Annotated in this window: 15 protein-coding genes; 7 read left to right on the top strand and 8 right to left on the bottom strand. The window is 73.1% G+C overall.

Features of this window, described 5'->3' with window-relative positions:
• Positions 1-46: 46 nt before the first annotated feature.
• The 6 genes from ACIQGV_RS20145 to ACIQGV_RS20120 all read right to left on the bottom strand — a co-directional run bounded on the left by ACIQGV_RS20145 (position 47) and on the right by ACIQGV_RS20120 (position 7941).
• A complete protein-coding gene (locus ACIQGV_RS20145; protein WP_402496412.1) occupies positions 47-2107 on the bottom strand; it encodes a TerD family protein in 2061 nt (686 codons plus the stop codon).
• A gap of 112 nt (positions 2108-2219) precedes the next feature.
• The gene (locus tag ACIQGV_RS20140) at positions 2220-3665 is read right to left on the bottom strand and encodes an ATP-binding protein (protein ID WP_402496411.1); all 1446 of its coding nucleotides are present in this window, start codon (positions 3663-3665) and stop codon (positions 2220-2222) included.
• Positions 3666-4412 (bottom strand): response regulator transcription factor, encoded by a 747-nt coding sequence (locus ACIQGV_RS20135; protein WP_402496410.1) that lies wholly within the window; start codon positions 4410-4412, stop codon positions 3666-3668.
• A gap of 73 nt (positions 4413-4485) precedes the next feature.
• Positions 4486-5079 carry an FMN reductase gene (locus ACIQGV_RS20130; RefSeq protein ID WP_402496409.1) on the bottom strand — a complete coding sequence of 198 codons (594 nt, stop codon included), beginning with the start codon at positions 5077-5079 and terminating at the stop codon, positions 4486-4488.
• Positions 5076-6167 (bottom strand): LLM class flavin-dependent oxidoreductase, encoded by a 1092-nt coding sequence (locus ACIQGV_RS20125; RefSeq protein ID WP_402496408.1) that lies wholly within the window; start codon positions 6165-6167, stop codon positions 5076-5078. Before ACIQGV_RS20125 ends, ACIQGV_RS20130 begins: the two co-directional genes overlap by 4 nt.
• Before the next feature lie 886 nt (positions 6168-7053).
• Positions 7054-7941, bottom strand: coding sequence for an NADP-dependent oxidoreductase (locus ACIQGV_RS20120; RefSeq protein ID WP_402496407.1), 888 nt, complete (start codon positions 7939-7941; stop codon positions 7054-7056).
• Between the two features lie 124 nt (positions 7942-8065).
• On the opposite strand from ACIQGV_RS20120, the gene ACIQGV_RS20115 reads away from it, so the two are divergent.
• On the top strand, positions 8066-8470 hold the full coding sequence (locus ACIQGV_RS20115) for a winged helix-turn-helix transcriptional regulator (RefSeq protein WP_402496406.1): 405 nt from the start codon (positions 8066-8068) through the stop codon (positions 8468-8470).
• 46 nt (positions 8471-8516) lie between these two features.
• Here the strand turns inward: ACIQGV_RS20115 and ACIQGV_RS20110 are convergent, their stop codons facing one another.
• Entirely contained in the window at positions 8517-9038 is a 522-nt protein-coding gene (locus ACIQGV_RS20110; protein WP_402496781.1) for a hypothetical protein, read from the bottom strand.
• Positions 9039-9178: 140 nt separating this feature from the next.
• Between ACIQGV_RS20110 and ACIQGV_RS20105 the strand changes: the two genes are divergently transcribed.
• The 3 genes from ACIQGV_RS20105 (at position 9179) to ACIQGV_RS20095 (ending at position 10535) form a co-directional block, all read left to right on the top strand.
• Positions 9179-9514 carry a YnfA family protein gene (locus tag ACIQGV_RS20105; protein ID WP_402496405.1) on the top strand — a complete coding sequence of 112 codons (336 nt, stop codon included), beginning with the start codon at positions 9179-9181 and terminating at the stop codon, positions 9512-9514.
• A 92-nt stretch (positions 9515-9606) separates the two neighbouring features.
• Complete coding sequence (locus ACIQGV_RS20100; protein ID WP_402496404.1) at positions 9607-10386, top strand: SDR family NAD(P)-dependent oxidoreductase; 780 nt, start codon at positions 9607-9609, stop codon at positions 10384-10386.
• Positions 10383-10535: a hypothetical protein gene (locus ACIQGV_RS20095; RefSeq protein ID WP_402496403.1), complete on the top strand. Its 153-nt coding sequence runs from the start codon at positions 10383-10385 to the stop codon at positions 10533-10535. Before ACIQGV_RS20100 ends, ACIQGV_RS20095 begins: the two co-directional genes overlap by 4 nt.
• Positions 10536-10552: 17 nt before the next feature.
• Here the strand turns inward: ACIQGV_RS20095 and ACIQGV_RS20090 are convergent, their stop codons facing one another.
• On the bottom strand, positions 10553-11746 hold the full coding sequence (locus tag ACIQGV_RS20090; RefSeq protein ID WP_402496402.1) for an RtcB family protein: 1194 nt from the start codon (positions 11744-11746) through the stop codon (positions 10553-10555).
• 216 nt (positions 11747-11962) lie between these two features.
• On the opposite strand from ACIQGV_RS20090, the gene ACIQGV_RS20085 reads away from it, so the two are divergent.
• The 3 genes from ACIQGV_RS20085 to ACIQGV_RS20075 form a co-directional block, all read left to right on the top strand.
• On the top strand, positions 11963-12844 hold the full coding sequence (locus ACIQGV_RS20085; RefSeq protein ID WP_402496401.1) for a DUF3558 domain-containing protein: 882 nt from the start codon (positions 11963-11965) through the stop codon (positions 12842-12844).
• A gap of 118 nt (positions 12845-12962) precedes the next feature.
• Positions 12963-13895 carry a DUF3558 domain-containing protein gene (locus ACIQGV_RS20080; protein ID WP_402496400.1) on the top strand — a complete coding sequence of 311 codons (933 nt, stop codon included), beginning with the start codon at positions 12963-12965 and terminating at the stop codon, positions 13893-13895.
• 109 nt (positions 13896-14004) lie between these two features.
• On the top strand, positions 14005-14141 hold a 137-nt coding region (locus ACIQGV_RS20075; protein ID WP_386457821.1), incomplete at its 3' end, for a DUF2637 domain-containing protein.

The following is a 14141-nucleotide window of genomic DNA, read 5'->3' as shown; positions in this document are numbered from 1 at the left end:
CGGGACACGGCCCCGGGGGCGCGCCGCACCGTCACGGACGGCGGACTCAGCCCACCGCAGCCTGCTCCCCCGCCGGCCGGGACGCCGGACGGTCCAGGTGGGCGACGACCGAGCCGTAGAACCGGTGCACGGCGTCGTCGACGCTGCGGATGAAGCCCGACTCCGCGTTGCCGCGGGTGCTGCCCATCCCCTTGAACAGGGAGAGCCGGAAGCCGGTGATCTGCGTCCCGTTCCTCGGCAGCATGTCGGCGGGCTCCGGACGCAGCCGCTCCAGCGTGCCCCGCGGTCCTCCGCCCTCGCCCTCGACCAACGTCTCGATGTGGAGATCGGCGGGAGCCTGGGCGAGCCGCCGCACGAGCCGTTTCGCCCAGCTGAGGGGATAGCCCTGCTCGGGCGCGGGGATCTCGACGGACGTGCGCAGCTTGCCGGTGCGCAGATCCGCCGTGAGCGCGAGGACACCGGGCATGCTCTCGATCCGCAGCTCCGCCTGGAGCCTGCCGTCGAGACAGAGCTGGTCGGCCTGAAGGTTCCGGCGGACCTGGGGATCGGTGCCGCGCCTCGCGCGCTGGACGGGCAGCACCCGCTGCCCCAGCTCGCCCCCGAGCCCGAGGCAGACCTGCCGGATGAGCCGCTCCCAGCTCTCCACCACCTCCAGGGCGCGCGGGTCCCCCTGGCACAGGGTCTCGTCGTCGATGCCGTTGCGCACGGGAACCCAGGCCGGTCCCATGTTCTGGAAGCCGTGGCATCCGGAGTTCTCGTGCTGGAGGTAGTGCAGGAGCTCCTGGAGCAGCCAGGCGTGCGCCATGTTGCCCACGCCGTCGTGCCGGATCAGCATCTGGGCCTGGTGGGTCACCTCCGCCCAGGACAGGTGCCACAGGGCCACCTTGTGCTTGCGCCGCCCGTCGACTCTGACGTCGACCAGCGGACTTCCCTCCAGCGCAACGTCGTTCGACAGGGTGACGACCGCCTCGTAGCCCCGGCGCGCGGCGATGTCCATGTACGCCTGCACCTGTTCGGCCCTGAGGGCGTTGCCGTTGGTCTTCGTCTCGACCAGCGCCGTCCAGAGTTTGCCCGCACGCTCCACACGGATCACACCGTCAGGGCGCCGCGGGGTGTCACCGTGCCGCAGAGAGACCTCGGTGAAGGTCTCCATACGGCCGGCCGGAGCCCCGAACGCCGCGGTGAGTCTGCGGCCGAACTCGGGGACCTGGGTCATCACCGACAGCAGCACCGAGGTGGCACGCGTCTCACGGTCCCGGTCGCTCTTGAGCGCGGAGACGGGAAAGAGCCGGGCCTCCCTCCAGGACTCGTTCTCCGCCAAGGATCTCCTGGGCGCCCTGGGCAGGGTGACCTTCTTCTTGGCGGTACGGGGCCGCCGAGCCGGATTCCTCGGCACGTTCTCGTCCGCCGCGGGCGCCCGGGGTGCCGGGACGGCCTCCGACGCCTCCTGCCGCCCGCCGTCGCCGGGGACCGCCGCGAGCACTGCGTCCGCCGGTCCACCACCGGGTCCGCCGTCGGACTCTGCGCCGGTCTCGCCGTCGGCCTCCTTCTCGGCGGCCGCGTCGTCGTCGATGTCGACGCCGAAGTCAGTCGCCAGACCGGCCAGTCCGCTGTCGTAGCCCTGCCCGACGGCCCGGATCTTCCACTGTCCGCCACGGCGGTAGAGCTCGCCGAAGATGAATGCGCTCACCGAGCCCGCGTCGTCGATCGCGAACCGGAGCAGGTTCTCGCCGGAACCGTCGGCCAGCGTCAGCCGGATGTCGTCCAGTTCCCCGAAGTGGGCTCCCCCGTACCGGCTCGCCGCCACGACGATCCGGTCGACGGCGTCGGGGATCGCGGTCAGATCGAAGCCGATCCGGTCCTGGTTGCCGCTGCCCGTCGGCGTCTTGCCCAGGAGCTGCACGCTCCCGTCGGCGGCGACCGGGTTGTTGTAGAAGTAGAAGTCGCCGTCGCTGCGCACCTTGCCGTCGGTGTTCAGCAGCAGGACGGAGACATCCGCGTCGCCCTCACCCGTCGGACTGATCCAGTCCAGACTCACGATCACGGAGTCGACGCTCTCGCTGAGGGTCGCCAGACCCACATTGGCACCCTTGATTAATTCGTACATATCGCCCCCCACTGGCGTACGCACAGGGAACCTTAGTACCGGACCGTGCCCGGTCAGGCACTGTCCGCGAAAAACGTTCACAGCGGTACGGGCGCGTCGGGGGCGGGTGTCCCTAGCCGGGGGGCGGCTCCCCGGCCGGGCCGGTCGTGCGCGCCTCGCGCACCGTGAAGCCGATCGCCGAACCGCCGCCCTCGCGCGCGTACGCGAACGGGGCGCCGCCGTGAGCCGCCGCCACCTCGCGCACGATCGACAGACCGAGCCCCGACCCGGGCAGGGCCCGCGCGTCGGCGGCCCGGTAGAAGCGGTCGAAGACCCGCACGAGATCCCCCTGCCCGATCCCCGGCCCCCGGTCCAGCACCTCCACCCGCACCGGCTGCCCCGCGCCCCCGCCGACGCGGATCTCGATCGCCGAGGCCCCGCCCCGGTCGAACTTGGCCGCGTTCTCGACCAGGTTGGACACCGCCCGGGTCAGCGACCCGGCCCGCCCCTGGGTCACGGCCGCGCCGCTCGTGTGCACCACGATCTCCCGCCCGGTGCGCCGGCGCGCGAGCGCGGCGACCTCCTCGGCGACCCCGGCGAGGTCCACCGGCTGCGCGGGCTCGCTGTCCGACTGCCCGGCGGCGAGGTCGACCAGCTCGTTCACCAGGTCGGTCAGTTCCCGCGCCTCCTGCCCGAGGTCGGCGACCAGTTCCTCGCGGGCCTCGGGGGGCAGCTCGTCCATCCGGCGCAGCAGGGAGATGTTGGTGCGCAGCGAGGTCAGCGGCGTCCGCAGCTCGTGCCCCGCGTCCTGGACCAGCCGCCGCTGGTCCTCCTCCGACTGCGCGAGCCGCCCGAGCATCCGGTCGAAGGCCCGGCCGAGCCGCCCGACCTCGTCGTTGCCGGACACCGGCACCTCGATGCCGAGGCGCCGGGTCCGCGCGACGGCCTCCGCGGCCGAGGTGAGCACCACCAGCTTGCGGGTGATCCGCCAGGCCAGCCACCAGCCGAACAGGCCCGCGCCCAGGACCACCGCCCCGACCATGACCAGCGTGCGCTGCTGGAGCACCCGCAGCAGATCCTCGGTGTCGCTGAACTGCTGTCCCACCTGGACCGCGCCGCGGCCGCCGCCGAGGGCGACGGTCGCCACCCGGTAGACGTCGTCCCCGACGTCCACCCCCTCGTGCACCACCAGCCGCCCGGCCGGCGCGGCGCCCGAGATCAGCCGGTCGTCGTCCCCGACCGGCAGTCCCGGGCTGCCCTCGTCGAAGACACGTCCGTCCGGCCCGAGCACCTGCACGTCCGTGCGGGCCGGGCGGACCAGGTCGTGGCCGGGCGCGGAGGAGAAGTCGGCCGGGGTCATCGGAGCGCGCCGCACCTCGGCCCGTACGTCCTGGACCACCTGGTCGAACACGGTCTGCTGGTCCACCCGCACCAGCCGGGCCGCGGCACCGTACGACAGGATGCCGACGAGGACGGTCACTCCCGCGGTCACCGCGGCGAACGACAGCGCGAAAGTGGTGCGCAGCGACACCAGCCGGAGCCGCCGCTCCGCCAGCAGCCGCCGGAGCCTGCCGTCCACTCAGCCCTCCCGCAGCACGTAACCCACCCCGCGGACGGTGTGGATCAGCTGCGGGGCACCGGGTTCGTCCAGCTTGCGGCGCAGGTAACCGACGTACACGGCGAGGTTCTTGGAGCCGGGCCCGAAGTCGTAGCCCCAGATGCGGTCGTAGACGGTGGCGTGCTCCAGGACCGTGCCCGCGTGCCGTACGAGAAGCTCCAGCAGCTCGAACTCGGTTCGGGTCAGCTCCAGTTCACGTCCGCCGCGCCAGGCACGCCGGGCCTGCGGGTCCATGCGCAGCCCGGCCGCCTCCAGCTGCCCCTGGGCCGCGTCCCGTACGGGCTGCTCGGCGGAGGCGGAGGAGGCGGCGGAGGAGGAGGAGGAGGCCGCGGCGGTGTCCGTGCCGGTGCGGCGCAGCAGGGCGCGCAGCCGGGCGAAGACCTCCTCGACGTCGAAGGGCTTGACGACGTAGTCGTCCGCGCCGGCGTCCAGGCCGGCGATACGGTCGGCGGTCTCCACGAGCGCGGTCAGCATCATGATCGGCGTGCGGTCGCCCTCGGCGCGCAGCTCCCGGCAGACCTGGAGCCCGTCCTTGCCGGGCATCATCACGTCCAGCACGAGCACGTCCGGAGGGGTCCGGTGCGCCTGCTCCAGCGCCTCCGCACCGTCGGCGACCGCCGTCACCCGGTAGCCCTCCAGGGTCAGGGCACGCTCCAGGGCGTGCCGGATCGCGCGGTCGTCTTCGGCGAGCAGAACAGTCGGGGCCACCCGTCCAGTGTGACAAAGCCACTGGTGCGGACGGGCGTCCCCGGCCTGCCTGCTCCCTGTTCTCACCGTCTGCTCACCCGGCGGGCCGCAGCGCCGCGAGCCGCTGCTCGAACGGCACGACCGCGAGGTCGTCCTTCGGGGCGGGCCGCCGCGCGCCGAGCCCGGTCATCAGCGCGGCCAGCTCGCCCGCGGCCCGCTCGACGCGGTCCTGGAGACCTTCGGCGCCCCAGTCCTCCGAGGCGGCGTACACCCCGGTCGGGACGACGACCGCGCGCAGATGGGCGAACAGCGGCCGCAGCGCGTGCTCCAGCACCAGCGAGTGCCGGGCGCTGCCGCCGGTCGCGGCGATCAGCACGGGCTTGCCGGTCAGGGCGTCCCGGTCGAGCACGTCGAAGAACGACTTGAACAGCCCGCTGTACGAGGCCGAGAACACCGGTGTGACGACGATCAGCCCGTCCGCCCCGGTCACGGCGTCGAGCGCGGCGGCGAGGGCCCGCCCGGGAAAGCCGTTGGTGAGGTTCTGCGCGATCTCCACGGCGAGCTCGCGCAGCTCGACGGCCTGTACCTCGACGGGGGTCTCCCGCCCGACGGCGGCGGCCAGCCGGTCGGCGAGCAGCCGGGTGGACGACGGGACGCTCAGTCCCGCGGAGACGACGACGAGCTTCATGCCACGACCTCCTTCGACCGTGCGGCGGACAGCAGGGACCGGTGGGTGGGGGCGTCCGGCACGTTCTCCGGCCGCCCGGCGGCGAACTCCTTGCGGAGCACGGGCACGACCTCCTCGCCGAGCATGTCGATCTGCTCCAGCACGGTCTTCAGCGGCAGCCCGGCGTGGTCGACGAGGAACAGCTGGCGCTGGTAGTCACCGGCGTACTCGCGGAAGCCCAGCGTCTTCTCGATCACCTGCTCCGGCGAGCCGACGGTGAGCGGGGTCTGGTCGGTGAAGTCCTCCAGGGAGGGCCCGTGACCGTAGACCGGCGCGTTGTCGAAGTACGGCCGGAACTCGCGCACCGCGTCCTGCGAGTTCCTCCGCATGAACACCTGGCCGCCGAGTCCGACGATCGCCTGCTCGGGGGTGCCGTGACCGTAGTGGGCGTACCGGCTCCGGTACAGCTCGACCATCCGCTTGGTGTGGTCGGCCGGCCAGAAGATGTTGTTGTGGAAGAAGCCGTCGCCGTAGTACGCGGCCTGTTCGGCGATCTCCGGCGAGCGGATGGAGCCGTGCCAGACGAACGGCGGTACGTCGTCCAGCGGGCGCGGGGTGGAGGTGAAGCCCTGGAGGGGGGTGCGGAACTTGCCCTCCCAGTTCACGACGTCCTCGCGCCACAGCCGCCGCAGCAGGGCGTAGTTCTCGATGGCCAGGTCGATGCCGTCGCGGATGTCCTTGCCGAACCAGGGGTAGACGGGGCCGGTGTTGCCGCGGCCCATCATCAGGTCCACGCGCCCGTCGGCGAGGTGCTGGAGCATCGCGTAGTCCTCGGCGATCTTCACCGGGTCGTTGGTGGTGATCAGCGTGGTGGACGTGGAGAGGATGATCCGCTCGGTGCGGGCGGCGATCCAGCCCAGCATGGTCGTCGGCGACGACGGCACGAACGGCGGGTTGTGGTGCTCACCCATGGCGAACACGTCGAGCCCGGCCTCCTCGGCCCTCAGCGCGATGGCGGTCATGGCCTTGATCCGCTCCGCCTCGCTCGGCGTACGCCCCGTGGTGGGGTCCGGCGTGACGTCACCGACGGTGAAGATCCCGAACTGCATGGCCGCCCTCCAAGTAGTTGACCGTTGAACTATACCGCTGAACGGTCGCACCACCAGCCCTATTCCCGAGGCCCTGCGGAGGAGCGGGAGAGACCCCGGCCCGAGAAGCACCCGGCCCCACCGGACCCCGCACCACACCACCGGCGCGGACACCGGGTCCGGATCCGGGGCGGGGTCCGACACCGGGTCCGGGGCCGGGGCCGGGTCCGAGGCCGGGTCCGGGTCCGAGGCCGGGGCCGGGGCGGGGCGGGGCGGGGTCCGACACCGGGTCCGGGGCCGGGGCCGGGTCCGAGGCCGGGTCCGGGTCCGAGGCCGGGGCCGGGGCCGAGGCCGGGGCCGGGGCCGGGGCGGGGCGGGGTCCGACACCGGGTCCGGGGCCGGGGCCGGGTCCGAGGCCGGGTCCGGGTCCGGGTCCGAGGCCGAGGCCGGGTCCGAGGCCGGGTCCGGGGCCGGGGCCGAGGCCGGGGCCGGGGCCGGGGCGGGGTCCGACACCGGGTCCGGGGCCGGGGCCGGGTCCGAGGCCGGGTCCGGGTCCGGGTCCGAGGCCGAGGCCGGGTCCGAGGCCGAGGCCGGGTCCGGGGCCGGGGCCGAGGCCGGGGCCGGGGGCGGGGCGGGGTCCGACACCGGGTCCGGGGTCGACACCGGGTCCGGGTCCGGGTCCGGGGCGGGGTCCGACACCGGGTCCGGGGCCGACGCCGGGGCCGACACTGACACCGGCACGGGCACCGGCCGCCCCCGGCGACGGACCCGGGACACGAAAGACCCCGCCGCACGGACACCGGGCACACGCGGCCCCCGAGGTCGGCCGCCCCTGGCCTGCCCCCAGCACCCGACACCCGCACCCCGCCCCCGGCGGGCAAGCCCTCCGCTCCGGCGAGCGCACGCGCTACGGCACCAGCACCAGCCGCCCCCGTACGCCGCCCTCCGCCAGGCGGGCGTGCGCCTCGACCGCGTCGTCCAGGGGGAACACCTCGGCCACCCGCACGGTCAGCACACCTTCGTCCAGCAGCCGCGCCAGCTCCGCCAGCCGCGCCCCGTCCGGGCTCACCTCGACGGCGCCCACCCGGACCCCCCGCACCGAGGCCGGCTCGGCCTGCGGGATCACTCCCGCGTACGCCCCCTCGTCCCGCACCCAGGCCAGCGCCCGCTCCCCCAGCACGGCCGCGTCCAGCACCGCGTCGAACCCGGCGTCGGTCCCCTCGGTGACGAACCCCGAGGCCCCCAGCGACCGCACCAGCTCCTCGTCCCCGGCCCGCGCCAGCCCCGTCACGGCCACCCCGGCCGCCGCCGCGAGCTGCACCGCGAACCCCCCGACCGCCCCGGCCGCGCCCGTCACCAGCAGCGACTGCCCCGGCCGCAGCTCCAGCAGATCCAGCGCCTGCGCCGCCGTCAGCGCGTTCAGCGGCAGCGTCGCCGCGTGCACCGCGTCGGCCGACACCGGCGCCTTGGCCACCGCGTCCGCGTCGACGACGACGTACTCGGCGTGCGCGCCCAGCGTCTTCGCCACGCCGTACTGCAGGGCGACGACCTCCTCGCCCACGTGCCACGCCGCCGCGACACCCACCGCGTCCACCGTCCCGGCCACGTCCCAGCCGAGGCCCATCCGCGTACCGGCCCCGCCGAACGCGCCGGCGCGCACCCCCGCGTCCACCGGGTTCAGCGTCGCCGCCGCGACCTTGATCCGGACCTGGCGCGCTCCCGGCTCGGGCACCGCGTCCTCCACGATCCGCACGGCCTCGGGACCGCCGAACTCCGTCACCACAGCAGCACGCATCTCAACTCTCCCCGTTCCCTGGGTCCTTGCGGGACTCCCTGCCCCGTGACCACAACCCTAGGAAGAGTTACTATCCAGGGGGAAGTAGTTACCTGGAGGTGCCTACCTCACCCGAAGGAGAGCCATGGCGACCATGACCGCCGCCCAGAAGCGCGACCGGGCACGCGCCGAGTACGACGCGTTCATCAAGGCGTGCCCCACCAACCAGCTGCTCGACCGGATCAGCGACAAGTGGGTCAGCCTGGTCGTCTCCGCCCTCGCCCCCGGCCCCATGCGCTACAGCGACCTCAGCCGCAAGATCGCCGGAGTGAGCCCCAAGATGCTCACCCAGACCCTGCGTTCCCTGGAGCGCGACGGCATCCTCGTGCGCACCGTCACCCCGTCCGTCCCGGTCCGCGTCGACTACGAACTCACCCCGCTCGGCAGCAGCCTCGCCCTGCTGCTGACCGCCGTGAAGGACTGGGCCGAGTCCCACTTCGACGAGGTCCACCGGGCCCGCGAGCTCTACGACACCCAGCCGGCCGGCTGACACCCGCGCGCGGACGCGCCCCGGCCGGCCGGAGGGAACCGGCCCTTCAGAAGAAGTACGTGTCCCCGGTGTCCAGCACCAGCACCCGCTGCCGGTCGTTGTCCCGGTTCCGGTCGACCGCGCCCCCGCCCCACAGCGTGTCCAGCTCCAGGAACGCCTCCGTGGGCGTCCCCCGCAGCCGCACCGCCAGCTCCACCGGCTCCCCCAGCCCGTCCGCCGGCAGCGCCCCCGTCCGGCACACCACCGCCCGCACGCCCGAGCGCGCGCACCCCTGCGGCAGTTCCTGCCGGTCGGCCGGCGGCACCGACCAGCGCAGCCGTACCGTCGCGTCCGGCACCGCCTCGGGCCCGTGGTTGCGCGCCACGAACCGCACCCGCATCCATCCGTCCGCCAGCCCGGCGGACCCGTGGTACGCCAGATCGGCCTCCGGGCCCGCACCCGCCGAGGCGGCCGGAGCCGCGTCCGCCACCGCCCGCGCCCCGCTCACCGCACCGGCCCCCGGCGCCCCCGTGCCGGCCAGCCCCAGCACCGCGCCCCACACCACGAACCCCCGCGCCACCGTCCGCATACCGCCCACCAGCCCTCGCTCCCGTACTCCACCGGGCCCGTCGGTGTGCACCCGGTACGCACGGCTATGCATCCCACGCGCCACCGGCCCGCAGGCGCCCTCCATCAGGTGACACCCGCACGGCGTGTCAGGCTGCCCGCATGGATGTACTGCGCTCCGCAGCGCTCTTCGTCGTGGCCGCCCTCTTCGAGATCGGCGGGGCCTGGCTCGTGTGGCAGGGCGTGCGCGAGCACCGCGGCTGGCTGTGGATCACCGGCGGCGTCCTCGCCCTCGGCGCGTACGGCTTCGTCGCCACCTTCCAGCCCGACGCCCACTTCGGCCGCATCCTCGCCGCCTACGGCGGGATCTTCGTCGCCGGGTCGATCGCCTGGGGCGTGGTCGCGGACGGCTACCGCCCCGACCGCTGGGACATCACCGGCGCGCTGGTCTGCCTCGCCGGAATGGCCGTGATCATGTGGGCCCCGCGCAACGGCTGACCGGACGCCGGACGCCCGCGCCGGCAGCCCGCGGCGGCCGCCTATCCTGGCGGGAGCCCGGTCCTACGAACGCCAGCACGAGGAGCAGCCCCATGGCCACCGCCGCACCCTCCGCCGCCTCCCGCATCGCCGTCGTCACCGGTGCGAGCAGCGGAATCGGCGCCGCCACCGCCCGGCAGCTCGCCGCGGCCGGCCACCGCGTCGTGCTCACCGCGCGCCGCAAGGACCGCATCGAGGCGCTCGCCGAGGAAATAGTCGCGGCCGGCCACTCCGCGACCGCCTACCAGCTGGACGTCACCGACCGTGCCGCGGTCGACGAGTTCGCGACGGCGTTCGCCACGATCGGCGTCCTGGTCAACAACGCCGGCGGAGCCCTCGGCGCCGACCCGGTCGCGACCGGCTCCCCCGACGACTGGCGCACGATGTACGAGACCAACGTCATCGGCACCCTGAACCTCACCCAGGCCCTGCTCCCCAAGCTGGAGGCGAGCGGCGACGGCACGGTGGTCGTGGTCTCCTCCACCGCGGGCCACGGCACCTACGAGGGCGGCGCGGGCTACGTCGCCGCCAAGCACGGCGCGCACGTCCTCGCCGAGACCCTCCGGCTGGAGATCGTCGGCCGGCCGGTGCGGGTGATCGAGGTCGCGCCCGGCATGGTGAAGACGGAGGAGTTCGCCCTGACCCGCTTCGGCGGCGACACGGCGAAGGCGGAGAAGGTCTACGCGGGCGTCGCCGACCCGCTGTCCGCCGAGGACGTCGCCGACACGATCGTCTGGGCGGTCACCCGCCCCAGCCACGTCAACATCGACCTCCTCGTCGTCCGCCCCCGCGCCCAGGCGTCCAACACCAAGGTCCACCGCGAGCAGCCGTGACCTCTCCCGAACCCCCGGCCCACCGCGAGGCACGCCGGGCCCGCGAACGACGCGACGAGCGCCAGATGTGGATGTGGCTCGCCTACTTCCTCTTCGGCATCCACATCGTGGCGCTCGTCATGATCTACGCGGTCCGGCACGCCGGGTAGCGCGGCGGACCCCGCGTTCAGCCCTTGACGCAGATGACCTGCTTCAGCTTCGCGACGACCTCGACGAGGTCCCGCTGCTGGTCGATGACCTGCTCGATCGGCTTGTAGGCGCCCGGTATCTCGTCCACGACGCCGGAGTCCTTGCGGCACTCCACACCCCGCGTCTGCTCCTCCAGGTCCTTCGTGGAGAAGCGCCGCTTGGCGGCGTTGCGGCTCATGCGCCGGCCGGCGCCGTGCGAGGCCGAGTTGAAGGACAGCGGGTTCCCGAGGCCCTTCACGATGTACGAACCGGTGCCCATCGAGCCGGGGATGATCCCGTAGTCGCCGGAACCCGCGCGGATCGCGCCCTTGCGGGTGACGAGCAGGTCCATTCCGTCGTAGCGCTCCTCGGCCACGTAGTTGTGATGGGCGCTGATCTCCTGCTCGAAGACCGGCTTCGCCTTCTTGAGCTCCTTGCGGACGACGTCCTTGAAGAGCGCCATCATGATCGTGCGGTTGTGCCTGGCGTACTCCTGCGCCCAGAACAGGTCGTTGCGGTACGCCGCCATCTGCGGGGTGTCCGCGACGAAGACGGCGAGGTCGCGGTCGACCAGGCCCTGGTTGTGCGGCAGCTTCTGCGCCACTCCGATGTGGAACTCGGCCAGCTCCTTGCCGATGTTGCGGGAGCCGGAGTGCAGCATGAGCCACACGACACCGGTCGTGTCGACACAGAGTTCGACGAAATGGTTGCCCGATCCGAGCGTTCCCATCTGCTTCGTGGCACGCTCCTGACGGAACTTGACCGCCTCGGCCACCCCGTCGAACCGCCCCCAGAAGTCGTCCCAGCCCGAGGTCGCCAGCCCGTGGAACCGCCCCGGCTCGACCGGGCTGTCGTGCATGCCCCGTCCCACCGGAATGGCCTCCTCGATCTTCGACCGCAGCCGCGACAGATCGCCGGGGAGGTCGTTCGCCGTGAGGGACGTCCTCACCGCCGACATCCCGCAGCCGATGTCGACGCCCACCGCGGCGGGGCAGACCGCGCCCTGCATGGCGATGACGGAGCCGACGGTCGCGCCCTTGCCGTAGTGGACGTCGGGCATGACGGCCAGGCCCTTGATCCACGGCAGCGTCGAGACGTTGCGGAGCTGCTGCATGGCGCCGTCCTCGACCGTCGCCGGGTCGGCCCACATACGGATGGGTACCTGCGCGCCCGGCACCTCGACGTACGACATATCGTCCTCATTCCCCCGGAAAACAAACAGAAGCCTCAAATCGCAAAACCGGCGCCAGGGTCAATGAAAAGGGACAGCGGACCGGCGTCCACGGCAGTGCGTGCGATACACATTGTCTGCGGGCGACGCCCCCGCGCGGCAACCGAATAACCAGCGGTTCCACGGCCCAGCGGCGCCATGGAACCAGCGGGGACACCGACCGAGAGGAGCCCGACCGTGCAGCGGAAGGCATATGTACCCGGCACCGCCGCCCTCCTCGCGGCGCTGCTGGCCGGCTGCACCGGTGGCTCCGACGGCGGCACCACCACGGACGGCTCCAACCCCGAGGACAGCGGCACGACCGCCACCCGGGTGGAGCCGGGCCGCTACGGCACGCTGCCCGAGCCCTGCGGAGCCGTCAGCCACGACACCCTCGACTCCCTCCTGCCCGGCATCCGCGAGATCACCGACGAGACCCAGCGCGTGCAGGCGTACGAGGGCGAGGCCACGGTCACCTACGACACGGACCGCAAGGTCGGCTGCCGCTGGAAGGTGGAGTCGGCCACGGCCACGGACCACCTGCTGATCGACCTCGAACGGGTGGTGTCGTACGACACGGGCGTCAGCGACGACAGCGAGGCCGAGTCCCTCTTCGCGGGGAAGGTCACCGACGCGGATCTCCCCGAACCGGCCGCCACGGACACCGGGGCCGAGGGCGGGACCGGGTCGGGCTCGCCGTCGGCGGGCGGGCCCGAGGCCACGTCGAGCCCGTCCGGCAAGCCGTCCGGCAGCCCCGGCGGGACCCCGGACGCCTCACCCAGCGGCTCCCCGTCCGCCTCCGCGAGCGGCAGCCCCGGCCCCTCCGCGACACCCACCGAGCTCCAGCCCCGGCTCCTGGACGACCTCGGCGAGGAGGCGTTCGTCGACGACGTGCTCGGCAGCTCCGGCTCGACGGCCAAGCGCCGCACGGTGACTGTGGCGTTCCGCACGTCGAACGTCATCGTGACCATCGAGTACGAGGAGCAGCCGGCGACCGTCGGAGTCGTGCCCGACAGCAAGGAAATGCAGGACAGGGCAAGGAAACTGGCGTACCGGCTCGCCGACTCCCTGTCGGACTGAGGCACTTGCGCGGCCGGTCCGGGCGATCCGGCGAAGCACCCGAAGCGAGGCCGCCCGCCTCCCTCACCGCGTACGGTGGCCCCTCGGACCCGATCCGACGGCAGGAACCACGAGCGTCATGAGTGAAGGAACCATGCAGCGACGAGCACAGCGAGCCGACCGGTCTTTCCAGCGTGCCCAGCGTGACCAGCGCCCGATGCGGCGCGGGCGCCTCCTCGTGGCTGCCGCCGCCCTCCCCCTGGCGCTGCTCGCCACGGCCTGCTCCTCCGACTCCGGCTCCGGCTCCGACTCCGGCTCCGGTGACGCGAAGAAGGCGTCCCCGGGCGTCACCGCGAGCCCGTCCCCGACCGTGCGGGAGGCGGCGTACGACACGCTGCCGGAGGCGTGCGACGTCCTGTCGGACGACATACTCGACGATCTGACCCCGGAAGCCCGAAAGGCGGGCAAGGAGGGCAGTTCGGACAATCTGGAGTCGCGGGCGAGCTGCTCCTGGGACAGCCTCGACAACAACGGCGTCAAGGGCTCGCAGTTCCGCTGGCTGAACGTCTCGCTGCTGCGCTTCGAGTCGGACGTCACACGCGGCGCGGGCGACGAGCTGGCCAAGGAGTACTACGACGGCCAGATCGCGGACGCCGGCGCGACGACCGGCGCGAAGAACGTGAAGACGGCCCCGGCGGCCGGCATCGGCGACGAGGCGACGGCCGTGCGCTACGACCTGAAGAAGAAGGAAGGCTCCTTCAAGCAGCAGACGGTCGTGGCCCGGGCCGAGAACGTCGTCGTGACCGTGGACTACAACGGCGCGGGCCTGGCGGGCGACAAGACGCCCGACGCCGACGACCTGATGAAGGACGCCCAGAGGGCGGCCAAGGAGGCCGTCGCGGCGGTGCTGAAGGCGAACCAGGCGACCGGCGGGGGTGCGGCGCCGTCGGCGTCGAAGTCCGCCTCGAAGTCCGGATCGGCGTCCTCGGGCTCGGCCTCCGGGTCGTCGTCCGGCTCCAAGTCGACCGGTGGATCCGGGACTTCGCCGAAGTCGCCCGTCCGCAAGAGCTGACGCCGCCGACGGCCCCCGAAAGCCGTCACCGGGACCGGCCACCCGTCCCCCGTACAGATGTGCCACTCTGTTGGCCGCACAGCCAGCACGCAGTGGGAGAGGAGTACGGGTGGCCGCGCCCATACAGCTGACACGGATGCACCGCGTTCTCATCGGCGTGGTGGTCTTCGGTGCCGTGATCATCGCCGGCATCGGTTTCGCGGGGTCCTACGCCGCGGTCCGGGAACTGGCCCTGAAGAAGGGCTT

This window comes from Streptomyces sp. NPDC093094 (assembly GCF_044754345.1).
In the GTDB taxonomy this organism is placed as follows: Bacteria; Actinomycetota; Actinomycetes; order Streptomycetales; family Streptomycetaceae; genus Streptomyces.
The sequence above is the reverse complement of the archived record's forward strand: the minus strand, read 5'-3'. Positions and strand labels throughout refer to the sequence as shown.